This is a genomic window from Leptospira yasudae, from assembly GCF_003545925.1.
GTDB lineage: Bacteria > Spirochaetota > Leptospiria > Leptospirales > Leptospiraceae > Leptospira > Leptospira yasudae.
This window is the reverse complement of sequence record NZ_QHCU01000007.1, coordinates 69,140-92,371: the sequence shown is the minus strand read 5'-3', so window position 1 is coordinate 92,371 and position 23,232 is coordinate 69,140. Positions and strand designations below refer to the sequence as shown.

Below are 23,232 nucleotides of genomic sequence, written 5' to 3'. Positions count from 1 at the left end.
GTAAATGGATATTTTTGCTTGGGATTCAGGAACGAGCTGCCCGTTAAAATAGACAACTCTTCCGCTTTCTTGATTACTTGGTTGATTCATATTTTATATGTTCTCTTTTTTTACTTTAGTGATTAAAAAATTATTCATGATGGCTTCACAAAGCTGGAAAGTTTCAGCTGAGTCAATTTCAAACATTTTCCAAAATTCCATTTCTACCATTCCGATTTTGCTTCCGAAACGATTGTTATTCTTACGGATCGTGTCCGGCGTAAAAATGTAAAACGATCCGTTTTCTATGTACTGCGGAGAATGGTCTTGTCTACGTTTTCGATTTTTCCAATCGTAATTTACGCTATTGAGTTCGCCGCTTTGCGATTTCTCCCAAAAATAAAGATCTTCAGCGACACTAGCCGAAAACATTGAATCGTAACCCTTCTCTTGAAAAAGGGCAAGGGCCTTTTCGATATCCGAACTCTCTCGAAGAGGTGAAGTCACTTGTGGAGCGACTACGACGTCTACCCGTCCCAATTTTGATTCGACGGTCTCAATCGCGTGTATCCAAGCAGATTCGGACGTTGCAGTATCATTTGCAAATTCGATAGGGCGTTCTAAAATTTTTGCTCCAAATTTTTCTGATATCTTAAGAATTTCTTCGCTATCAGAACTTACCCATACGGAATGAACTCCTTTTACATTCAAACATTGTTCTATCGTCCATCCAATCAATGGTTTCCCATTAAAATTCAGAATATTCTTTCTTGGCAATCCCTTGGATCCGCCGCGCGCAAGGATTATCGCAACTGTATTCATTACTTTCTAAATTCCTCAATTTTACTTTTGATCCATTGTAATTGAGTCTTAAAAATGGAGAGACCTTCATCGTCACGAAACGCTTGCATAATGAAAGGCCCCTCGTAATTAAATTCGCGAAGGGTTTCAAAAAAAAGATCAAAGTTTGCGTTACCGCTTCCTAAAATCACCGAACCTCCTCCTAATACTCGATCCTTAATATGGATATCTGAAATTTTGGATCCGTAACAGGCCAATTCCTTTTGAGGATCAAACCCGAACGAAGCGCTATTTCCAATGTCGTAATTGACCGTCACTCGATTCGACGTAAATCGAGCCAAGAGTTCTGCAAAAGGCTCAGGCGCTAAATCTGTTTCAAGCGAAAGATTAATCTCCGTTTTTTCCGCAACTTCAAGTAAAGGTTGGAGATTTTTTACGAATCGATCTTTATCATTCTCACTGGTCAACGAAGACTGATCCACACACGGAATTACGATGTCTTTTACACCAAGTAATTTGCTATGATCGAGAAGTGTTTTCAGAACCGATTGACTCTGAGATACGATTGTATCATCCGAAGAATGTAAAGGAGCCTCCATAAAGTAATCCGCACAGATCGATCGGACCGTAACCTTAGAGTTTTCCATTTCTTTTTCGATTTCGGAAATTCCGAATCCACTCATCAACGGATTTTCGACGAACTCATTAAAATCTAAAATAAATTCGATACAATCCAATCCAATTTCAGCGGCCAGTTTGAATTCGTCCTGCCAATAACCGATCGGATGCGCTTGATAACGTCCTTTATATTTGGGTAATAATCGCCCCTGCATTACGCCTAACAAATTTTTATACATATATTCCTTTAAACACTCACTGATGCGATTATAGTATCGCAAAGACCAATTGATGCAAGCTGGGATTCGTATTCTCTTCCAATGGTCTCATTGTCTAAAAAGGACCATACATTATGACCGCCTGGTTGGCCTTTAGAAAGCCAATACAAATGGTTAGACAGCGGATATCTTTGAATTTGTTTCAGCCAATTGAGTCTTAATTTTGACTTTTGAATTAAACGTTTAAAGGTCTCATTATTGAATAAAAATAGGTGCTGACTCCAATATGTAAAATGCGAGAACTCGTCGGACTTATACAGGGTCAACAATGCATCGTTTGAACTTGGAACCTCAATAATCAATTCTCCATTTGGATTTAATAATTGAATCAGAGATCGTATCACCGTAATAGGATCTTTTAAATGCTCGATAACATGAAATGCCGTTATGATATCGTATGCCTGCTTCGACTCCAAAACTTCATCCAAATTTTTCCATACTTTCAGATCGAACTTCGAATAATAGGGTTGCAGGCGAAGCTCTAGTTCAACACCTTCGCTTTGATTAGTAATGGATTTAGATTTTAATAAAAATCCACCAACACCACAACCGAAATCTAATAATCTTTTATTCAATAATTTCGATTTTAAAAAGCGGAATCTTCTCTCGTCGTCCTTTTCATTTTCCTTTAACCATTCTGTTTCAGAAATAACTTCCCCGCCATGCATTCCCGAATTTTCATAATGAGTTTCTTTGATATGAGTATGTTCGGAAAGAAAAACCAATCCACAATTTGTACATTCCAAAATATCTAATTTGGAATTATCGCGAACAGAACCAGGTCGTAGAGTAAAAGACTCGTTCTCACAAACATAACAGATCTTCATAATTGCTTTCCGAAATATCCGGTTTCCACCAAACCACAAACAATATGCCCGATCATAATATGACATTCTTGAATTCTCTCAGTCCGACTGGAGGGAACTTTAATACAATCGATCATCTCACTAAGCTTCCCACCGCCTTGACCAGTCCAACCGACAATCTCCAATGCTTTTGCTTTCGCGACCGGAATCGTCTCTAAGATATTCTTACTGTTTCCGCTTGTTGAAATTGGAATATATACGTCACCCGGATTCGCAATTGCCTTCAGCTCTCGCACAAAAACTTGATCGTAACCGTAATCATTACCTATAGCCGTTGTTGAAGAGCTATTAGTCCCTAAAGCTACCGATGGCAATGGGTCCCGATCAAATTGTAATCGCGAGATGAACTCCGCCGCTAAGTGTTGAGAATCGGCAAAACTTCCTCCGTTTCCGGCAAAAATTATCTTTCCGCCTGCCTTTAGAGATTTCAAACATAAGTGCGATAGATCGTAAATCGCATTTAGAGTTTCCGAAGAATTTAGAATCTTTTCCTTTGTAGAAATGGAATCTTTGATGATTGTTTGAATTGCGGAAATGTTTGTCATAAAATACCTTCTAATCTTTCCAACCCGATCCAAAAACCCTCTCCTCCGTTTTTATGGCCTTGCCAAATCTCGGGAATGAAGGAAGCTTTTGGAGCGTATTTCGCAAAAATTTTGCCGAGCCTCGGAAAATCAATGTCTCCGTCTCCAACTTGTAACCCTTCGCCGTTCAATCCCTTAGCGTCACCCATATGTATATGCGCGGAAAAGGGTGCGATTCTTTTGGAAAAATCGTAAAAATCGTATCCGAAGTTATTACAAGTCAGCATCGTATGCGAGACATCGTAGCACATACGAAGATTTAATTTCGCACACCATTCTTCGATTTCCTGGATATGAACGAAAATGTTCTGATATCGTTGGCCACCAAAATGCCAAGGAAAAGGGGCCATCGTTTGCGGTATAATTTCAACACCTTCGGTATCCAACTCCTTTAAACTTTCGCCGAATCTTCTATAGTAATCAGGCAAGAGTTTCTTATCGATATTTGCATCCATCGAGATACCGCCAATGTTAGCTACGATCAATGGCCGATGCGTTTTCGGAAAAAATTGTTTTAAAGATCGAGTAATATCAATTACTCTTTGGGTTTCTTGAATGGAGATTTTTCTGTAATCGTCATCCGGAGTCGCGAGATCCATAAGATGACTGCCTTGAAAAAGCTCAGGGGCATGCATCACGAAATCACAATCGTACGTTCCTTTCAAGAAATCCGAAGGATTCAGTTCCATATCGGAATAGGAAAGATGAAATTCGAATAAGTCCGGTTTCACCCGCGAATAATATTCGATAAAATCATGATAGCGCACCGGGACTCCCCAAGGGCGTGAGAATTTATACTGTTTCGGTTCAATTCGGATATCCTGAAGATCCGACGGGAAGAAGAAATCTTCCGCACGCATTTCTCTTCGTAAGGATCTACCTAACAATTTTTCATAGCTCTGCGGCGAAAGTCCCTGACCGGGACTTAACACACGAATATCGTCTTGTGTTAATATGGTCCCCTTCTTTAAATCTCTAGCGGCCACGAGGCTTTTGGCTAAATTTTCGCGATTGATCATCTCCCCTTGACTCAACGCTCTTTCGTAATTCGAAGTTCCGATCGCCTGCTCGATATCTCGAATCCCTTCAATCAAAGTTTTGAATTCTTTTTCTTCCAAACTTGCTGCGTGATCAGGACCTTCCATTTTTCGATCTAACGTGAGATGACGCTCAATGACCATCGCCCCCAATGCAACTGCGCCTAAAGTAACGGCAATTCCTCTTTCATGACCCGAATAACCGAAATACGGATGAAATTCCTTCAATTGATTCATCCATTTAAGATTAATATCATGTAACGGTGCGGGATACGTGCTGTTGCAATGTAAAAAAACGAAAGGCACATTTTTAGAATCCAGATATTGTTTCGTAAACAGTATCTCTTCTGTTCTACTCATTCCGGTGGAAAGAATCAAAGGTTTTTTCGTCTCGGCGAGAGCGTTTAACAGAAAGACGTTCGTTAGATCGGCAGAAGCGACTTTATATCCGGGTACAGGAAAAGATTCCAATACAGAAACACTGGCAGGATCCCAAGGCGTACAGAGATACAAAATTCCTTTTTTTTGGCAGTATTCAGCGATCTTCCGATGATCCTCTTTGTTTAATTCGAATCTTTGTAGTAGATCAAGAATATATTCCGTTCCAAGGTCTTCTCCCGACTTTTCCAAACTTCGCTTTCGATAAACCTGATCCAAATGTCTCATTTGAAATTTCGCGCAATCGGCTCCCACAGAAACGGCGATATCGACTAACTCAAAAGCTTTCTTTAAATCCCCATTGTGGTTATTACCGATCTCGGCAATGATGAACGTTTTTCCATTTCCGATCGAATGATTTCCAATTTGTATCATATTAATATTTTGAGTCCTCATGATTTCTTTTTTCACGAACCATCCATGTCTGCAGACCTTCGGAATCGAAACGAAACGGTTTGTATCCCAATCCCTTTTCTTCCAACCAATCCATCAAACCGTTTCGGGCGAACGGAGGAACGTAAAAGACAAAAAATCCACCTCCGCCGGCGCCTAAAAGTTTACCCCCAATCGCACCATTTTCTCTCGCACCGTAATATATAGAATCTAACGAACTATTAGTGATCTTATTTCCAAGACCGCGCTTGATTTCCCAAGCTTGGTGAAGACATCTTCCGAATTGCAGTAACCGTCCTCGCAAAAGATGATTACGCATTTCATATGTTAGTTCGACATTCTCATGCACTTTCTTTTTGATATCCTCTTTTTGCATGTGAACTCTTTGGTCGTCATGAATATTACCGGAATCATGCGTCGTCTTTGTATCGCACAACAAAAGACTCTCTTCCAATTCGATTAGACTATCCCTTGCGATTCTTAATGGATGAACGATATTTTGTTCCATTTGAAACTCTATAAAATTAAAACCTCCGAATACGGTAGCGTATTGGTCCTGCCACCCACCGGATATCCCCAGATACAATCGTTCGGCTTGAAAAGCCAATTCGGCGATCTCGTGATGATCCCATTTGTCTCTTCGAAATTGATTGAAACATCCGAGAATTGCCGAGGCGACCACCGCAGATCCGCCTAAGCCAGAATTCATCGGAAAGTCGGAATATATGAATAACTCAAATCCGTAATCGGGCTTTGCAACTTTGATTACCGCTTGAATTAAACGAAACTTTCCTTCTGCTTGAATTGCCGAATCAAAATCATTAAACTCGATCGAAGAATTGATATCCCTCGAATGAATGATGATTTTATTGTCTTCACGAATTCGCAAAGTCGCATGAGAATAAAGAGAAATAGTGGTGTTTATTACCGCACCGCGATCACTGCTGAAAAAATGCGTCAGATCGGAGCCACCGCCACCGAAACTAATTCGAACAGGAGAGCGTGCCCTCGCATAAACTTTTTCTTCTTCCTGAAACGGAAGATCATCCCGACTCACGAAGGAAAGTAACGTATTGTCTTCACGCAAGATCGGTATTACGCGTATTTTAGAATCCAGCTGCTTCAATAACTTTTCTCTCGTGGATTTTTCAGAGGCTCGAACAAAATTTTTATTGGCGCAATTTATGATTTGCGAATCCAAATTCAATCCGGCTAACAGTTGCCTTCGAATATCTCCGTCCGTAGCAACGCCGACTACTTGTAGAGAATCATCGGTTATGAACACGATACCGTGCCGATTTTCTTCGATTTTTGCTAAAGCTTCGCGTAACGTTGAATTTTGTTTTATTAAGAATGGTTCTATGTTCATAGAGAAAAATCTTTATTGGATTGTATCCATTTTTGAAATTGAGCGTAGTCTTCAGGAATTCCAATATCGATGAATTCGTTTTCCAATTTGATCGCATTCAATCCGTTGATTGCGATGAGTTTGGGAAACAACTCTGATTCCATAGAAAACGGTTGTCCGTTCCAATTTTCAAAAATTTTCGAATTTAATTTATAAATGCCCGCATTGATCCAGTCGCTTCCGGAACTGAGCGTTTTCTCTCGGAATTTTACGATTTTTTCGTTTCTTAATTCAACCGAACCGTAACGCGACGTATTTTTAACTTTAACTATACCGATACCGCAGTCTGGTAAATGATTCATTCTTTGAATTGTGTTTGGGCCTAACCACGTATCTGCATTTGATACGAAAAAATCCGTGCTCAATCCTAACACACGAACGGCATTAGCTACGGACCCGCCGGTTCCCAACGGAACTGCCTCCCTCACAATGGAAAAATCAAAAGCAGCCTGACTCGTTTTCTGAAATTCCTGGACAAATTGAACGATTAACTCTGCTTTATGATGAAGAAGAAATATAAAATTTGAGACTCCTTGTTCGATCCAACGTTCTAAAAGATATTGTAAGAACGGCTTTTTCTCAATCGGTGCCAAGGGTTTTGGTACATCAGAAACTACGGATTGGAGACGGGTTCCAAACCCGCCCGCTAAGATGAATAAAGGAATATCTATTTTCATTTTTAAAGATACAAAATCGCCTCGTTTAAGGATTGGATTCTTGATTGGGCGGGAACGAAACGAAGTTCATCTTCCTTTTCGGTCAAAATCAAATTTGTCCCTACTCCCGCGGATTTTCCTGCAAGATAATCCGTATATCGATCCCCGATCAATACCGAGTCCTCTAAACTTAAAAAAAAACGTTTCTGGGCTTTGAGTATCATTCCAGGATTCGGTTTTCTTAATATACTTTCTTTTTTAAAACTCTCCGTTCCGTGCTCCGGGTGAAATGGACAAAAATAAATATGGTCCAACGAAGAACCGTTTTTTATAAATTCTTTTTTCATCCATCCACTCAGATTCATAAAATCCCGAATCGAATAATATCCTCGTGCAATACCTGCTTGATTCGTAATAACAAAAATTCTATAGCCCTTAGATTTTGCGACTTTTGTTAAATCGAAAATCCCATCTACGAAAATGACTTCTTCGATTTTATGGACGTAATTTGTTTCCTCATTGATGATTCCGTCTCGATCCAAAAACAAGGCTTTGTTTACGAATTGGACAGACATTCAACCGAGAGTTTCCGATTTTACTTTCTTCATAAACTCGTTCGGTTTATGCAATAAAACATTATAATCATATTGTTTAATATTATTCGGAGTCCACGCACCCTTTCTTTGTAATTGAGCCCGAAAAAAAACCGCAACATCAAGAATATAACGAAAGAATCCTTGAAACAAATTTCCAATCTTATTTTCATCGCTTTCCGGATTATTCTCCGCCGCAATCCTATCCACGATTATACTTAGAACGTCGGATACCGCATTCTTTTGTAATTGATACAGATCATAAATAAACTTATCTAAGTTTTTGGATTGCAACGGAGCCAAAGCTTCATCCAGACATAACTTTTGTAACTCTTTGACGGTGCCCGGAACGTAACTTCCTTCCCTCGTTCTTTTCCTCCACTCTTCTAAATTCGGAGGTCCTTTATAATCGAAGAGTTTATCAATGCATAACACCGGAATTCCAACCATATAGGGTTCCAAAAATGCCGAAGAGACCGTACCTACTACCTTATCTAAACCTTGTAACCAACTGTAGTAATCAAAGTCCGTATCAACTTCAAAAGACGGACCGAAAAATTTTTTAAAAATGGAATAGCTCTCGATCTTTTCGTTCGGATGCGGACGGAAGGATACCTTATAACCTTTTTCAATCAGAAAACGAGTCAAATCCCGTACAATTAAGAAAGAATCCAAGTCAACGTGCCATCTCTCTATATGTCGCTGTTCCATAGTTCGTAGATTTTCAAACGGATGTCTACTATCGAAAGGATTGATCAATTCATATCTACCAAGAATCCCTATTTTCTTCTCCGACTTTTTCTTTCGAATGTGTTGGATTAGATCGTTTCGTAAACACCCGGACACTACGATCTGATCCGAGTCGACCTTTCGATTTTTTTGCAGCCATTTCTTGCTCCAATCGTTCCAAACAAAAATTTTCGAGAAATTTGAAAATTCCACATATTCAGGATACGTTGCGGCAATGTCATGATCGACTCGAACGATACCTTCTACTTCCGCCACATAAATCCGTGTTCCCTTTTGCTTCAATGCTCGTATTTTTGCTTGAGGAATCACGAACGGGTGGGAAAGAATCAAGATATCGGGTCGAAAGATTCGTAAAAAATAATCCGTAGATGTCCGCGAAGTTAAAAAAACTCGAAAACCTTTCTTTTTGAAAGCTTCACCTAACAGCCAAGCTGATGAATATTCTCTTCGTAAAGCATCGACGTGAATGAGTATGCTTTTTTTCATTTTAAGTGGTTTAAGGATAACCTTTCCCAATTGTTATATATTGATTTTTATTCTCTTGACCTGGATTCGAAATATATCGAATTTCCGAATTTTGTGAAGAAGTAGAAGAAAAGAAAGTAGAAGGTCCAGTAAATTGCCATTTTCTATAACCAGTCTCTTCCCAAAAATTCAGATTTCGATGTCTATCCATAAGAAATTGAGTTGATAATGGGTCAAGGCCCAGCCAGTCCTGAAAAATACTACGCGACTCAATCTCCCGGTTTTCATAATTGAGAACCAATCGAATGCCTTCTTCCCTCGTAATTCGACCGTGTCGGATCTCTCGAGTTGCATGATCGGTCACCTTTGAATAACCAGTCTTATATAACTTTAAAAGATCGTGTAAATTCATGTAATTGAAACAATCAACGAAATCATACTGATCGAAAGTTCTACTAAATGTAGCGGTGCGATAATCATAGAGACGGATCATCTCTTCGTGTTGAGCTTTCGGATCCCATCTAAAATAATTCCCTAAATAAATTCCACGAGTTCCGTTCGAGTGTAAATCAAAATCATCAGGATACCGATATTGCCAAATATCTTCCTCCGTAATGCTTCCGAAAATGCTCAACATATCGTCCGCTTCTACTCCGAAAAGATCGTGATCTTTCCGATAGCGTCGGGACATTTCCACTTCGTGTAAATGGGAAAACATTCCGACTTGCTCCAAACCTTGGTGAGCACCCCAAATTACGAGCGGAATTCGATAACGAATGGAAGTCTGCACTGGAAAAACGGTTTGTCCCGCTATACAATGCCAATAAATGGATCCGTATTCAGCAAAGGTTCGTCTTACTATTCTTTTGACCGATTCCGGATTTACATTCTGAATCAGAATGTCAAGATTGAACTTTCTTCTCAGATTGGATAAATTCCATATTCCCGTCGGAGTGTTGTAATACTTATTATATGTAACGAGTAAAGGATGAAGTCCGAGTATGTTTTTTACAAGATGTACTGTATAGTAGGAATCGTAACCGCCGGAAACGGGAACGATACAATCGTAATTTTTTCCGGACTTACTTCGAAACGGTTCGACGATCTCTAAAACTTTGGACTTTCGTTCCTCCCAGTCGATCTTGTCCTTCTCTTCGTGGATTCTACATCCAGAACAGATACCTTCATGATCCAATACTAAGCCGAATGGATGGTCGGTTGTATACAAACACCGTTTACAAAATTTAATTTCTCTAATATTCATTATGAAGAATAGGGTTTATAGACGGGTTTTCGAACTAAGTTCCCCAAGTCTTGTTTGAAGTTTTGAATGCTATGCTCTCGATAATTTAGGAAATTTCCACAAGCCACCGCAGAAACTTGAGATTTTCCCAATATTCTCGACATCTGATCCGGTTCGCTGATTCCCCCAAACGCTATGACGGATTGAATTTCCTTAAAGTATTCAAGCAACGACTCGTTGAAGGAATTTCTTTTTCCTTCATTCTCGTAATCCACGAGAAATATCTCCGAAACAGATTTTCTTTTTAAGAACGTATCGGTCTCTGGATTCAATATTTCTAATTTGCCGGATAAGTAGTCCAAATGAAAAAGAGTATTTTCCCTTAAGACGACTGGTAAACTGAGAATGACTGCCTGTGAACCGACTACTTCTGCTATTTTTGAAATTTCATCCTGATTGAAATGAAAGATTTGATCCAGAACCAGACGATCAGCGCCTGCGTGGATTGCCGAAAGTGCGTCCTCTAAGTTTCGAATTCCTCCTCCGTAAGCGATCGGAGTTGAAACAACTTCCGCAATCGACTGTAAAATTTTTATGTTGGGTCCTAGATTGGAGCGGAAACGATCGATGCTGAGGACGATTATTTCATCGGCTCCCCATCGATCCAAATTCTCCGCAAGTACCGATGGTTTTCCCAAAGGAAGATAACGTCGATATCCGAAGGACTGAACGGCCTGATCGCCCAAGACGACGATCATACCTATGATTCTTTTTTTAAATCCCATGAACCATCTCGCGTATCAGACTCGAAAGAAGATCTTTTCCAAGATCCTGACTTTTTTCGGGGTGAAACTGCAGGCCCACGACCATTCCGTGTTTTACGATCGAAGGAAAAACTCTTTCATACTTAGTTTCGCAAACCACTCCTTCCGAATCCGCTTCAAATGCATATGAATGATTAAAGTAAAAAGAACCACCTTGAAATTTTGAAAAAAAAGAGTCCGGCTGGGTAAGATTGATTTCATTCCACCCGATATGAAAACCATTTTGATCTGAAAGAGATCTTACATTCCCGGAAATCATTTCCAAACCCTTCTCCCAATGACCTTCGGTAGAAGACAAGGAAAGGATCTGCATTCCCAAACAGATTCCGAGGAGAGGTCTGCCTTCGGAAACCCAATTTTTTAAATAGTCAACGAGCCGAAGTCGGCTTAGATTCGACATCGCAGTATTAAATGCACCGACTCCAGGTAGCATTAAAAGATCCGCCTTTTGTAATTCCGAAACATCGCTTGTAACATTCGCGATTAAACCCAGTCGATCCAAACAATTCTTCACAGAACTGTGATTTCCGACCTCATAATCCAAAATTGCCACTTTGATTCTTTTCAAAGTCCTACACCAACTTTATATTTGCGGCGAACTTTCCGCGACGAATCCACTTCGAAAAGATTACGGTTCACGTTCGAGAGTACAGTCTCCCAGAATCGATCCACTCCGATATCGATATATTCGCAAAAACTCTCGATGTAATTTGCGGAACACGCACCGTCGAAAGCTTCCACGATTGGAATAGCTTTTTCCCTAGTCATTCTGCCAGCACGGATGTCCTCGTTCACATAATCCGTAACCTTACCGAATCCGAATTTAAAAAACTTAATCATCTGATTGAGTGTTACCCAATCCTCGTCGAGAGCGCTCGCTCCCATCGGGTCGCCGATATTTTCGATACTATCTTCTCGAATCCCAATTCCGTAAGCGGTAGAAAATTTAGCGTTACCAAGGTTATCCCAATCTCCGATAAACCAGCCCAAATCTATCACATTGAGATTTCCCGATTTCACTTCGGAGGCATCCGGAAAGCCGTAAGCGATCAAATCTTGCTCCGAGAAACCGGACTCCCGCATCCATGACAAATCGCCTCCTGCGAGTGTGTTCATCGACATCAGATTATTGTATTCCCAAGGACGATCCGGTAAGATCGTCTTTCTATCTCTTAAACTCTGATTCTCTCCAATGAAAATTAAAGGAACTTCGTAAGCCAAGGCAGTTTTCGGGACGGAACTATATAAAGCGAGTTCGGTTGATTTTGCCCAATTCGCAAAACGCAAAAACGCCTCTCTCATCAACTGTTTCCAAACACCGGGAGCTGGCGCTGAATACACGACATCAAATCCTAAATTAATTAGATTAGAAATGTTTTTAACACCAAGTTCACTTACCTGTTCCGGCGGATAGCTCAAACAGATTAAAAGCGGTTTTAACTTTAGTTTATCACGTACCCAAATCGCTTGACGCGTGCTATCTTTACCCCCGCTCACTCCGATGATACAATCGAAATGTTTCCCTTTATTCCTCGGATACTTCGAAATGATTTCCTTCAGTATATCGAAGCGTTCCAAGTAGTTAACGTTCCTCTGCGAAAAATGATTCTCACATGCGGAACAGTTTCCTGTCTCTGAAAAGGTATCGTTTACCCTCGTATCGGGCTGTAGACATATTTTACAATATTTCATTTCTACAAAGTGGACTTACACGCTTCGTAAACTTCTTCGTAAAGAAAATAAGATCTTTGCATTTTTGGTTCTATCTCTTGAGTAAGACTTTTGAGTCTAGCCGTCTCTTTATTCATTTCATTCTGAAAATTGAATTCCGAATAAGGAAGAATCCACTTGGCAAGTTTATCCTTTTCATCTTTTAAAATATCGGAATTGAGATGCTCACCTGGAGAATACTCGAAAGAGGAATAACCCCAGAGCTTCATTTCCGGATAAGTCAGAAATTCAATCGCTTTTCGAGAAGTCGGGTTTATCTTTTCTACCCATCGATTGATGGATTTTTGATTAAAGCCTTCAGAAGATTTTTCTTGAAATGTCGAATTTTGACTCCACTTCTGATTGTTTCCGTCTTTAATGTCGTTTGTATCCAAGAGAGAAGGATGAAATTCGATTTCTAAAAACGAACAAAGTTCTCGGATCGTTTTTTCTGGAGAACCGATTAAATCCTCGTATTTAATATTCAAAACATTCTTATACTTCTTGGAATAGTAATACGATAAGGAAGCGAGCTTACGCCATTGTCTTCCTAAGAATAATAATGGATAACGACCTTCGGAATAAAAATTGGATACTACAATCGCGCGCGGATCCCTTACGATTTGAATGATTTTCGCCTGATCCCCGAATAAGTCGATGATATGAGGAACAAATTCGTTCGCCCATACCTCCTTAAATCCTGCGACTTGTTTCGAACCGTACGATTTTAAAATGAGATCGCTTCCTTTTTTTAAGAATTCACCGTAAGTCTCTGCGAATATTTCGGGAATTCTTTTGGAAAGAAGTTCCGAATACGGTCTGCTTGAATTTTCTGTAAATTCTTTCAAATAAGCAAGATCGGGGATTTTTAGCTCTGAAAGCGATTTATTTTGCAAACTGTGAAAGAAAACATTTTTGCTTTCCTCAAAATAATAATCTTCCAAAGGGGCATTCGGATCAAGCTGATGAGCTTTTTCCTTCGATAACGTGTTGCGAAATTCTTTGAAGACCGCAAAAAACGGATCCGAAGCGAAAGAAACTTCTTTAGTCTTATTGAGCAATCGGGCGAAGAAAGTAGTCCCGGAACGAAACATCCCGCTTACAAAAATCATAATATATCAACTTCCTTTAATTCGACTAAATTCTTTTCTTCCAATTGTTTGATATACCAATAGGCGAAACTAAACGGCATTTTCGTTTTTTCACAAATATCTAAGATCGTATTTTTACCGTCCGCTAAACGAAGTGCAATTCTCATAAAATGATACAATAAATCGGCTTCGCTTTCCACGTATTTTAATATGTCGTCCGTAAGTCTTGAACCGTAACGATCCTTTGCAGAGTTATCTTTCGTTTGCGAGATATTCGTAGGGGATAAATAGAGATTTATTTCAGGACTAGCTAAGGAAGGAATTCCTTTAAACTTCGGAAAGACAATCGCGTCGTTTTCAATGATATCGATGACCTGAAGAATTTTTTGAATGATTTCTTCCGTCGCATCAGGATTATAATTTTGAAAATTATCGTCGCTTGTATGATAGTTATCAAATGGCCAACGCAATAATGTGCCCATCGGTATTTCGTATCCGACTGCATCAAAAACATTTTCGTCGTTTCCGATTTTTTCCCGATGGGAAAAGAAAATATTTTTCTCTTGTCTAGGATCCAAAACGTTCCGAACAGCACGATCAATCACGGATTGATTGTAAAAACTACTTTGATAGATCAATTCTTGTTTGATACCAACTAAAGCCAAAAACAATCCGCCTTTTAGATTTTTTGCAATTTCTTTCTCATGATGCAAATATGCAGCCGAACCTACGATCTCAACGCTGGCAAAGGCACGATATGAGTATTTCGTAGTTTTTTCCTGTAATCTACGAACGACTTCAAACGAAGCGATACATCCGGACAATCCGTCGTTCACCTGATCAGGATGATCGAAATGTCCTACAAAGATGATCTCTTTAGGACTTTTACCTTCCTTGCAATAATCTACCTGAGTGACTTTTCCGTTATAGTCGAAACTACTTTCAATCTTTACTTTATAAGTCCCCGGCTTTAGAGAATCGTAAATTTCAAACGGTAAACAGAACCCCCACTCCGCATTTCGATGCCGATATTGATTGCGAAAGTGAAAGGGGATCGCTTTTGGTTTTTTCGGATTAGTAAAAAGGTGAGGTTTTAATTCTTCTAAGGTCAATTCTCCCTCAAAGGGTGGGGAATAGCTGTAAATGGAAAGATTAGAATCCGCTCTCGAAGCTATAATTTTACCGTCCGGCCCCGTAAGTGTCGCAGATTTACATTCCCAATAAGGCGGAAGTTCCCAGTGATAAATTTTCTCGGAAGAAGAGTATTGAATTTTTCTTGCCTGCGGATAAAACGAAACAAGTTCGTCATAGGCCTTTTCCATTTCCGGCCCTGCGTGACACCGGTCCAAATTGGAGATTTTTTGAATTAATTCGTTAAAATCAGTCATATTAGTCTATATTAATAAATTAAATTAGCTTTGAATAATTTCTTTTTCGTATAAATAAGAGCATAACTTTTTTATGCTTTCTTCGATCGTCTGTTTGCTCGTATCAAGATTGATTTCAGGTTTAATCGGAGATTCATACGGGGAGCTGATTCCCGTAAAATTCGGGATTTCACCGACTCTAGCTTTTTTATAGAGCCCTTTCGGATCCCGTTTCTCGCAGATTTCCAAGGGAGTGGAAAGATAAATTTCGATAAATTCACCGTCTTGAAACAATTCTCGTACCGACTGTCGATCAGCTCTATACGGGGAAATCAGAGAAACGATCACGATTATCCCGGCTTCCGTGAATAATTTGGCAACCTCTCCCGTTCTTCTGATGTTCTCCGTTCTTTCCGCTTGGGTAAAGCCTAAATCTTTATTTAACCCATAACGAAGGTTATCTCCGTCTAAAAGAAAAGTATGATATTTTTTTTCATTCAAAAACGATTCCAGAGCATTTGCGATCGTCGACTTTCCAGACCCGCTGAGCCCGGTTACCCATAAAAGACACGGTTTTTGTTGCTTAATCTTCGATCTATCTTCTTTGGTGACGTTATGAGTTAGCCATGTTAAGTTTTCGCCCATCGGAATCCTTATTTCTATTCAATCACTAATTTAAAAATCTCAATTCAATTATACTTTTTTGAGGTAAGCTCAATTTTTTTCCTTTTGGTGGAATACAACTGATCACTTTTTTTCCTGCCAAAAGTCCGATAACCATCGCCATACTTTCGCATCCGAGTATGATATCGGCTTCGACGATTTGTTCGAAAAGCGTCTGCTTATTGGATACTTCTAAATCAAAATTCGGATATTCCCTTATAACCCAATCGTATTTTCCGGAAGGATCCGAAGGGTGTGGTCGAAAAGTACAGGATTCCATTCGGCTCGTTATCTTACTTGAATTGTCAAAAAAGAAATGAATCGCTTCCTCCTCTGTAAAACCCCAAACATCCTGTCCTGTTTGCAGTTTTGTAGTCGCTGCATGATCCCGGATATTTTCGCAAACGAACAGAAGCCGATCACCCATTCTATCCTGTTTTTTCACTTTGATTGAGAGAAGTTCAGCTTCTAAGGATTCAAAATAAGGATTATTCACCAGTTTGATGGTTGAGTCAGGAAATGTCTTTTGGGCGAGAGCGAACGCATCTTCATCACCGGTCCAAATTTCATCCGGTAGAACTCTTCGATTTCGAAATAAAAAGCGCTCCTGATAATTCACCCAATGATCCAAAAAGCTAACGGACTTCTTACCTGATTCTTTCGCTAAAACGATTGCTTGTTTTTCAAGATCTGATTGCCAACTCGTGCCTGTAAGTATTTCATCCGCGTTACTAACCGCGTCAACTAGGGATTCCGCAGAAATTTTTCCAAGTTTTCTCTGAAATACCGAAAGAGCTGGTCCTTCCAAGACGAAGGAGTATGTCGCCGGAAATTTTTTTACATAGCTGGAAAGGATTTCTGCTCCGCCAGCATCGTGAGAAACAACAGCGATCAAAGAGCGGATTCCTTTTTAAAACGAAGCCAATCTTCTACGAGAATTCCGTATTCCAGCACGTCCTGGTAAGCACCATTTAGAAAGACATGTTTTTTTCTCCGTCCTTCCTCTTTCATTCCAAGAGACAAGGCCAATTTTTGCATGGGCAGATTTTCGGAAGCCGTACCGCAGTAGATTTTTTCAAGGTTCAATTTTTCGAATCCGTGATGAAGAAGTTTTTTTCCGGCTTGAAACGAAACGCCTTTCCCATGATGCGCTTTATTGCCGAGTATCACAGCAAACTCCGCGTTTCGGTCGATAAAAGAAATATTCTGAAGACTTATATTTCCGATATGACCGTCTGATTTATGACAAATCGCCCAAACGAGCCGATCTTCATAATTTAAGGATCTATAATATTCTTCGAAATAGGATCGATTTTTAAAAAACTTCCCATGCGAATTGTACCGGGTAATTTCCTGATCTTCGAACCAGAAAGGATACGGACCAGAAAGATCAGACTCCAAAAGAGTCCGCACAAAATAATCCTCCAAAAAGGAGTAAATCATTTTAACGACTCCAATTGACTCCATACTTTCTGAAAGGCTTCTATCAGTAAATCCACGTCCGCATCCGATAAGTCACGAACGCACATTTCGTAACCGAAGTAACCCCGATCATTAAACCCTTCCGCAACGGGGCAAATACCTTTCGAATAATCAACATCTCTCTTACAGATATCCGAAGTCCAAGGAAAGCCTTTCGAACCGTACGCAATTTTATTTTGATAGAGAGGCAACAAGTGAAGATTAGCATACCCCATGGAAAGATCCGCAATGCCTTCTGCAATGAGCGCATCGTAAATCTTCTTTTTAGGAAGACCCAATTGATCCTCATCGATCAGAATGGGATAAATATAATAAACGTGCGTGGAATCTTTCCGAATTACTGGAGTTTTAAGGCCTTTTAAGTTCGAGATTCCTTTTGTAAATCGTTCCGCCGCTCTGATCCGAGAATCTACCTTACTTTTTAATTTTTTTAACTGCTCGATTCCAATCGCACTCTCGATTTCACCCAGTCGAAAGTTATAGCCGATCATATTGCTTAAATCGGTGACTCCCTTATCACCTACAACCGCTTCGGCGTGGTTACGAATCAATTGCATTCTTTCCGCAAGATAATCGTCATTCGTCACAAGCACACCGCCTTCTCCGGTATGTATGTGTTTATGATAGTTTAAGCTGTATCCTCCGATATCTCCCAATGTCCCCGTATATTTTCCCTTGTAAAAAGAACCGGGAGCCTGAGCAGTATCGTTAATGACCTTAAGATTGTATTTTTTGGCAATCGACATAATCGCATCCATATCCGCGGATTGACCGAATATATCCACAACCAGAATTGCTTTTGTATAAGGAGAAATATTCGCCTCGATAGATTTCGGGTCGATACAAAATGTCTCGGGTTCTATATCAGCAAACACCGGGATCGCATTCCAATGAAGAATCGCTGTCGCGGAAGCAGACATCGTCCACGGACTAACGATGATCTCGTCGCCCGGTTCGATTCCGATCGCTCCGATCGCCGCGATCAAACCGGAAGTCCAGGAGTTCACCGTAATCGCGTGTTTGACTTGAAAATATTTTCGACAAGCCTCTTCAAATTCCTGAACCTTCGGTCCACCATAAAAATCAGGATCCCAACAACCGAGAAACTGGGAAAGATTTCCGCCCTCTACGACCTTCTTGGCAGCTTCGACCTCTTCTTTTCCGATGGAATTGTAACGTTTCAATTCCGAATTAATAACTTTTTTACCGCCGTGAATGGCTAACTTTTCATTCATATGGGAGAATCCGTGATTTGATTTAATATCTTAGTCATTTGAATAGAAGATTCTGCATCGCAAAACTCAGCTTCTTTACCTTGCATGGCCTTCGTAAGCTCCTGCAAAACGTAACGTTGCGAATAACTGCTATCGTTCGAAAAATATTCCTTTTTATCGTTTAGGATGGTATATTTAGGATAAATTGGATCGAATATCTTAGATTGCCAAAATGCTTCTTCTCCGCCCCGCAAATAACTTAACTTTCCTTCTGACGTAACTAATTCAATTGAATAATGCGAATAGTCTTCTTCTCTTGAAGACAAAAAGAACACATCTCCCTTTTCAAATGAAAATAAGACGTCCGACTCAGGGTCTGAATTTTCCCAAAATCGATTTTTACGAATAACTGAAGTATTTTTTATCGATCCAAGCCAATATTGTAATAAATTTAAAAAATGAGTTCCATTATGAATCAGCCCTTTCGAATACCAACAAACACCTTTAATAAATCCACTCGAAGAATTTACTTTCTCTAACCGAAGCTTTATTTCCTTTGAAGAAGGAAAATATCTTCTTTGATAATTTACGAACAAGCGAACGTTTTTTCGAATGCAAAGTTCTTTTATTTTTTTTGCTTCCTCGACTGTATATGCAATCGGTTTTTCACAAAGAAGAAAGCTCGGCTGTACGTTCTTTAAGATGACCTCAACTATTTCATAGTGAGTTTTAGTAGGAGTTGCGATGATGATAAAATCAGGATTTGTTCGTATCAAGCCCTGCCGTAAATCGACGTCGGCCTTTAGGTTCGTTTTTTGCTGAAATTTTACCCTTGCACTTTCGATCGGATCGTAGGCGCCCACTAACTCGAAATCTGGATGATGCAATAATGCCGTAAGGTGTGTTATCTGAAAATCATCTGGATCTTTGTCGTAATCATAACCCATGCCAATTTGGCCAAGCCCGATCAGAAAAGAACGAAATTTCAAGTATCACCCTTCCGTTTTATTTTTTTATTAATTTCTTCTAAGCTTGGATTTGTTTTAATATACCGAATAATATCCAAACAACTAAAATATGGATTATTCTCTCTATCAAAGTGCTCGATGATATTCTTTAATAATTCGAAATCCTCTTTCTCATCCAAAGTTAGACCGAGTTCAGGCCAATATTGAGAAGGTGGAGCGATAAGATGGAGGTGTGGAAAAATTTCAGGATTATTCCTCATGTGCAAAGAAACGTGTTCTCTATCAAGTTGATTCTGAGTCATAGATCCAGACCGAACCAAATCCTTCAGAGCGAATATTTGAACGTCCATTCCGTCAGGATAACTTCTAATATGTGCGTTGCCAACATATAGAGCTGAGTTATATTTAAATAATTGTATACACTGCTCAATTATATCAGGATCTATCACTGGGCAATCTCCAGTAATCTCGACAATAATGTCTGCTCTTCTTGACTGAGCGGCCCCTATCACACGGCTTAAAACATCGTCCTCGCTGCCTCTATAAACGAAAATACCTTCTGACTCAGCGAATTTAACCAAAGGATCATCCGAAGAATTTACTGTGGTGGCTAATACGATTTCATTTATGGACGATACTGCCTTAAGTCTATCGATTAAATATCCGAGCATCGGTTTTCCTAGTACCTTCATCAACACTTTACCAGGAAGCCGGGAAGATGTCATCCTCGCCTCAATTGTCGCGACGATCTTTTTCTGTTCCATAGTCTATAATTAAGAAACCGTCAAACTTGTAATCGATTTAAAACTAGAACCCGGTTCTTTCCAAGAAGCGGTTTTCGCCCTTTCGTTTAAGACACCGACTATATTATTTTCCAAATCATAAATTTCCATTGAAGTTAAGCTGTCCATAGTTGGATGATAAATATGAAGACTTACTGCATATGAATTTAAACTTGGGTTTTTCACCATATGGATCCCATCCACGTTTTCCAACTCACACTCTTCCTCTTTCAAGAGTTTTTCATCTGCAAGTGCAATTCGACCCGAACGAACTGTGTATTTCATCTCAACAAGCGAGCCTTGCAAAACCACGAGGGCACCACCGAAATTAACATGTTTATGAAGTGATGTCTCCCCTTGCGGTGCCCAAACCATCATTAAAATTTCATACGGCTGAGTCATTAATCGCAAGCGACTATAACCGACCTCCGGACGGATCCAACCAATCGAATTCGCGATTGTATGAATAATTTCCTCTTTCGAATATTTTTTAAAAATTGAAAGGACGGTAGATAAATTTTTTACATTAGGAATTGTCGCAAGCAAATCTGTACAAAAGATGTCGAATTTCGTCTTCCTGCCTTTGTTTTCCAAATATGCAAGTTCCAAAATTCTCTTTGAAAGGTCGCTGCTTTGATCCCGGATTTCCTTTAAGGCCGTTGACTCCCAAAATTCATTTTTTCGTAATGGGCCGAGTGCAAACAAATTTTCTGCAGGTTTATCTTTAGAGTCGATTACGACTCCCCCCTCAGACGTCAAAAAGCCTAAATCGTTCTTTGCATTCTTAATAATACCTTTCTCAAGAAGATTTGAATACAGAAGACTGTTCGATTTTTTTATTTTTGTTTCAGGACCAGTGCAGTTAATTAAATGATCTACTTGAATATAATGATTGGATGAATGAATTTCATTATATATAATTCCTATTGACTCATCTACAATCTTAACGCTTTTAATCCGTGCACGGACAAACTTCAGTTTTCCAGCGTTAATCCATTCGTCTATGATCTGCATAGAATCTTCGGGAATTCGATGTCGAAAAGATTCCCAATACGGTCTTATGTGCCTTAAAAATCGCAATTGATCTTCCGTTGACCAAGACATCCAAACTCGTTGCGTAAGCGGTCTAAACGCATCTAGTATATTCGCGTAAGAAATCCCTTCGTTCTCTTTTAGCCAATGACGAAATTCACTTACGTCCTTTCTGAGATCCCCATGAAAATTGGTATATTCAGTTGGATTCTTGTTGCCTATTCGATCATGCACTTTCGGTAATTTACCGGAACGAGACAAAGAAATAATTTGACCTTCGAACCCTTTTCGATTCAAAGACATTAATACATCGACCATAGAAAGACCGGATCCTAAGATGCCAATTGCTTCCGTTCCGCGAATGTTCTCATATAAATTATCGTCCCATGGATTATTAGCATACTTCTTACTATTTAGAACTTCGGCTGAAAGAAAACTTGGATCTCCAGGTGGGATATTACCAGTTGCTAAAATCACTATATCTACATGTACCTGCGAGCCTGAGTCTAAAAAAACGTTCCACTTGCCGTTTTCCTTTTCGACGTCAAAGGCGTTATCGTTAATAAAATTATAATCTACAAATTCCGGCTTATTCCTTATCGATCTATTAAGCTCATATTCAACATAATCTCCAAAAATAAATCTTGGAAAAAAAGAATCTAATTCTAAGTGTTCTTCTAAATAAAAATAATTATTCTTATGTTCCTGCCACCAATCCCAAAAATGCTTTGGCTTGTCCCCATAAAGACTCATCCTAGATGCAGGCACATTCAACTTTTGGTATATTGAATTCGGTGAATAAGCTATTCCTCTTCCTAAACGCTTTCTAGATTTTTCGATTAAAAAGACTTGAATCGGATCTCTAGCGTTTTGAAGAAATTGAATCGTAAGTAGAGAACCGCTTAATCCGCCACCGACGATAGCTACTGAAATTTTAGACATCTAATAATCCTTAAGTTAGCAATTCCCAAGTAAGCGCAGTCCCGCGCGGAACATCCTTCTGGATAGTTTTTCCAATAATTTGTCCGATATATTTTGGAGGTAAACCGAATCCTGGACGGATGCTTCTAACGTTCTCAAAAGTAAACTTTTCGCCCTTTTTCATCTCCTTCACTATATACAGAGATCTCCGGAAAATTAGGGACTTCTTCTCCTCTTGCGTAGGGCCAAATTCAATTTTTCCCAACGATAACCAAGCTCGTTCGGTTTCGACGACTAAGGCATGCAATTCATCCGGTTCCAAGGAGAAAACCGAATCAACTCCCCCATCCTGGCGATTAAGTGTAAAATGCTTTTCTATTACTGTTGCACCTAAAGCAACGCTCGCAACTGCAACTCCTATCCCCATAGTATGGTCGGATAAGCCCACTTCACATTGAAATAGATCTCGCATAACGGGTATACTAAGCAAATTAGTATTTTCAGGACTCGCCGGATATGAACTTGTACACTTTAAAAGTGTAAGATTTTTATTTCCAGTGTTCCGGACTGTTTCTACAGCCTCGGCAATTTCTGCCACGGTTGCCATCCCGGTAGAAATAATGATCGGCTTTTGAGTTTGCGCTACTTTTTTAATCAATGGCAAATCTATATTCTCGAAAGACGCAATTTTATATGCAGGAGCATCGAGAGATTCAAGAAAATCAACCGCAGTATTATCAAAAGGTGAGCTAAAGCAAAGCATACCCTTTTGCTTCGCATAATCAAAAATGGGTTTATGCCATTCCCATGGGGTGTATGCTTGCTGATACAACTCGTAAAGCGACCGACCTTTCCAAAGACTATTTGGCTCAGATATAAAAAACTCACCGTCTTTTTTATCAATTGTCAATGTGTCGGCCGTATAAGTCTGAATCTTGAGTGCATGCGCTCCGGCACTTGCCGCCGCATCCACTATTTCCAAAGCCTTTTCCAAGGATTGGTTGTGATTACCCGACATTTCCGCGATTATAAACGGTTTTTTATTTTTACTGAATTCAAATTTCATAGA

At 39.6% G+C, this 23,232-nt stretch carries 23 protein-coding genes; all 23 read right to left on the bottom strand.

All coding sequences use genetic code 11. From position 1 onward, the window contains the following. Positions 1-93: 93 nt before the first annotated feature. The 23 genes from DLM76_RS18680 to pseI are packed head-to-tail and all read right to left on the bottom strand — an operon-like array spanning position 94 to position 23,229. A complete protein-coding gene (locus DLM76_RS18680; RefSeq protein WP_118966161.1) occupies positions 94-801 on the bottom strand; it encodes an acylneuraminate cytidylyltransferase family protein in 708 nt (235 codons plus the stop codon). Beyond that, on the bottom strand, positions 801-1,637 hold the full coding sequence (locus tag DLM76_RS18675) for a sugar phosphate isomerase/epimerase family protein (RefSeq protein ID WP_206610260.1): 837 nt from the start codon (positions 1,635-1,637) through the stop codon (positions 801-803). The genes DLM76_RS18680 and DLM76_RS18675 overlap by 1 nt, the downstream gene beginning before the upstream one ends. A gap of 8 nt (positions 1,638-1,645) precedes the next feature. Continuing rightward, a complete protein-coding gene (locus tag DLM76_RS18670; RefSeq protein ID WP_118966160.1) occupies positions 1,646-2,503 on the bottom strand; it encodes a class I SAM-dependent methyltransferase in 858 nt (285 codons plus the stop codon). Then, positions 2,500-3,087: a D-sedoheptulose-7-phosphate isomerase gene (locus tag DLM76_RS18665; RefSeq protein WP_118966159.1), complete on the bottom strand. Its 588-nt coding sequence runs from the start codon at positions 3,085-3,087 to the stop codon at positions 2,500-2,502. The genes DLM76_RS18670 and DLM76_RS18665 overlap by 4 nt, the downstream gene beginning before the upstream one ends. Beyond that, positions 3,084-4,976, bottom strand: a complete 1,893-nt coding sequence (locus tag DLM76_RS18660) for an N-acetylneuraminate synthase family protein (RefSeq protein ID WP_241548301.1) — start codon at positions 4,974-4,976, stop codon at positions 3,084-3,086. Before DLM76_RS18660 ends, DLM76_RS18665 begins: the two co-directional genes overlap by 4 nt. A 1-nt stretch (position 4,977) precedes the next feature. Beyond that, on the bottom strand, positions 4,978-6,363 hold the full coding sequence (locus tag DLM76_RS22050) for a GHMP family kinase ATP-binding protein (RefSeq protein WP_118966158.1): 1,386 nt from the start codon (positions 6,361-6,363) through the stop codon (positions 4,978-4,980). Next, a complete protein-coding gene (locus DLM76_RS18650; protein WP_118966157.1) occupies positions 6,360-7,079 on the bottom strand; it encodes a sugar phosphate nucleotidyltransferase in 720 nt (239 codons plus the stop codon). Before DLM76_RS18650 ends, DLM76_RS22050 begins: the two co-directional genes overlap by 4 nt. Before the next feature lie 2 nt (positions 7,080-7,081). Then, a complete protein-coding gene (locus DLM76_RS18645; RefSeq protein WP_118966156.1) occupies positions 7,082-7,633 on the bottom strand; it encodes a D-glycero-alpha-D-manno-heptose-1,7-bisphosphate 7-phosphatase in 552 nt (183 codons plus the stop codon). Then, on the bottom strand, positions 7,634-8,917 hold the full coding sequence (locus DLM76_RS18640) for a glycosyltransferase family protein (RefSeq protein WP_147455808.1): 1,284 nt from the start codon (positions 8,915-8,917) through the stop codon (positions 7,634-7,636). After that, positions 8,898-10,130, bottom strand: a complete 1,233-nt coding sequence (locus tag DLM76_RS18635; protein WP_241548300.1) for an N-acetyl sugar amidotransferase — start codon at positions 10,128-10,130, stop codon at positions 8,898-8,900. The genes DLM76_RS18640 and DLM76_RS18635 overlap by 20 nt, the downstream gene beginning before the upstream one ends. Continuing rightward, the gene (locus DLM76_RS18630) at positions 10,130-10,894 is read right to left on the bottom strand and encodes a HisA/HisF-related TIM barrel protein (RefSeq protein WP_118966154.1); all 765 of its coding nucleotides are present in this window, start codon (positions 10,892-10,894) and stop codon (positions 10,130-10,132) included. The genes DLM76_RS18635 and DLM76_RS18630 overlap by 1 nt, the downstream gene beginning before the upstream one ends. Continuing rightward, the gene (gene hisH, locus DLM76_RS18625) at positions 10,884-11,501 is read right to left on the bottom strand and encodes an imidazole glycerol phosphate synthase subunit HisH (RefSeq protein ID WP_118966153.1); all 618 of its coding nucleotides are present in this window, start codon (positions 11,499-11,501) and stop codon (positions 10,884-10,886) included. Before hisH ends, DLM76_RS18630 begins: the two co-directional genes overlap by 11 nt. Beyond that, entirely contained in the window at positions 11,498-12,625 is a 1,128-nt protein-coding gene (locus DLM76_RS18620) for an N-acetyl sugar amidotransferase (protein ID WP_118966152.1), read from the bottom strand. Before DLM76_RS18620 ends, hisH begins: the two co-directional genes overlap by 4 nt. Before the next feature lie 2 nt (positions 12,626-12,627). Beyond that, a complete protein-coding gene (locus DLM76_RS18615) occupies positions 12,628-13,755 on the bottom strand; it encodes a sulfotransferase family protein (protein ID WP_118966151.1) in 1,128 nt (375 codons plus the stop codon). Next, a complete protein-coding gene (locus DLM76_RS18610; RefSeq protein WP_118966150.1) occupies positions 13,752-15,122 on the bottom strand; it encodes a DUF4910 domain-containing protein in 1,371 nt (456 codons plus the stop codon). Before DLM76_RS18610 ends, DLM76_RS18615 begins: the two co-directional genes overlap by 4 nt. Before the next feature lie 24 nt (positions 15,123-15,146). Further along, entirely contained in the window at positions 15,147-15,746 is a 600-nt protein-coding gene (cysC, locus tag DLM76_RS18605; protein ID WP_118966149.1) for an adenylyl-sulfate kinase, read from the bottom strand. A 25-nt stretch (positions 15,747-15,771) separates the two neighbouring features. Then, positions 15,772-16,659 carry a glycosyltransferase family protein gene (locus tag DLM76_RS18600; RefSeq protein WP_118966148.1) on the bottom strand — a complete coding sequence of 296 codons (888 nt, stop codon included), beginning with the start codon at positions 16,657-16,659 and terminating at the stop codon, positions 15,772-15,774. Next, complete coding sequence (locus DLM76_RS18595) at positions 16,656-17,207, bottom strand: GNAT family N-acetyltransferase (RefSeq protein WP_118966147.1); 552 nt, start codon at positions 17,205-17,207, stop codon at positions 16,656-16,658. The genes DLM76_RS18600 and DLM76_RS18595 overlap by 4 nt, the downstream gene beginning before the upstream one ends. Further along, a complete protein-coding gene (locus DLM76_RS18590; protein ID WP_118966146.1) occupies positions 17,204-18,481 on the bottom strand; it encodes a DegT/DnrJ/EryC1/StrS family aminotransferase in 1,278 nt (425 codons plus the stop codon). The genes DLM76_RS18595 and DLM76_RS18590 overlap by 4 nt, the downstream gene beginning before the upstream one ends. Further along, positions 18,478-19,449: a Gfo/Idh/MocA family protein gene (locus DLM76_RS18585; protein WP_118966145.1), complete on the bottom strand. Its 972-nt coding sequence runs from the start codon at positions 19,447-19,449 to the stop codon at positions 18,478-18,480. Before DLM76_RS18585 ends, DLM76_RS18590 begins: the two co-directional genes overlap by 4 nt. Beyond that, a complete protein-coding gene (locus tag DLM76_RS18580) occupies positions 19,446-20,192 on the bottom strand; it encodes a cytidylyltransferase domain-containing protein (protein ID WP_118966144.1) in 747 nt (248 codons plus the stop codon). Before DLM76_RS18580 ends, DLM76_RS18585 begins: the two co-directional genes overlap by 4 nt. 9 nt (positions 20,193-20,201) lie before the next feature. Continuing rightward, positions 20,202-22,184, bottom strand: coding sequence for an FAD/NAD(P)-binding protein (locus DLM76_RS18575; RefSeq protein WP_118966143.1), 1,983 nt, complete (start codon positions 22,182-22,184; stop codon positions 20,202-20,204). A gap of 10 nt (positions 22,185-22,194) precedes the next feature. Then, positions 22,195-23,229 carry a pseudaminic acid synthase gene (gene pseI, locus DLM76_RS18570; protein WP_118966142.1) on the bottom strand — a complete coding sequence of 345 codons (1,035 nt, stop codon included), beginning with the start codon at positions 23,227-23,229 and terminating at the stop codon, positions 22,195-22,197. Positions 23,230-23,232 lie beyond the last annotated feature (3 nt).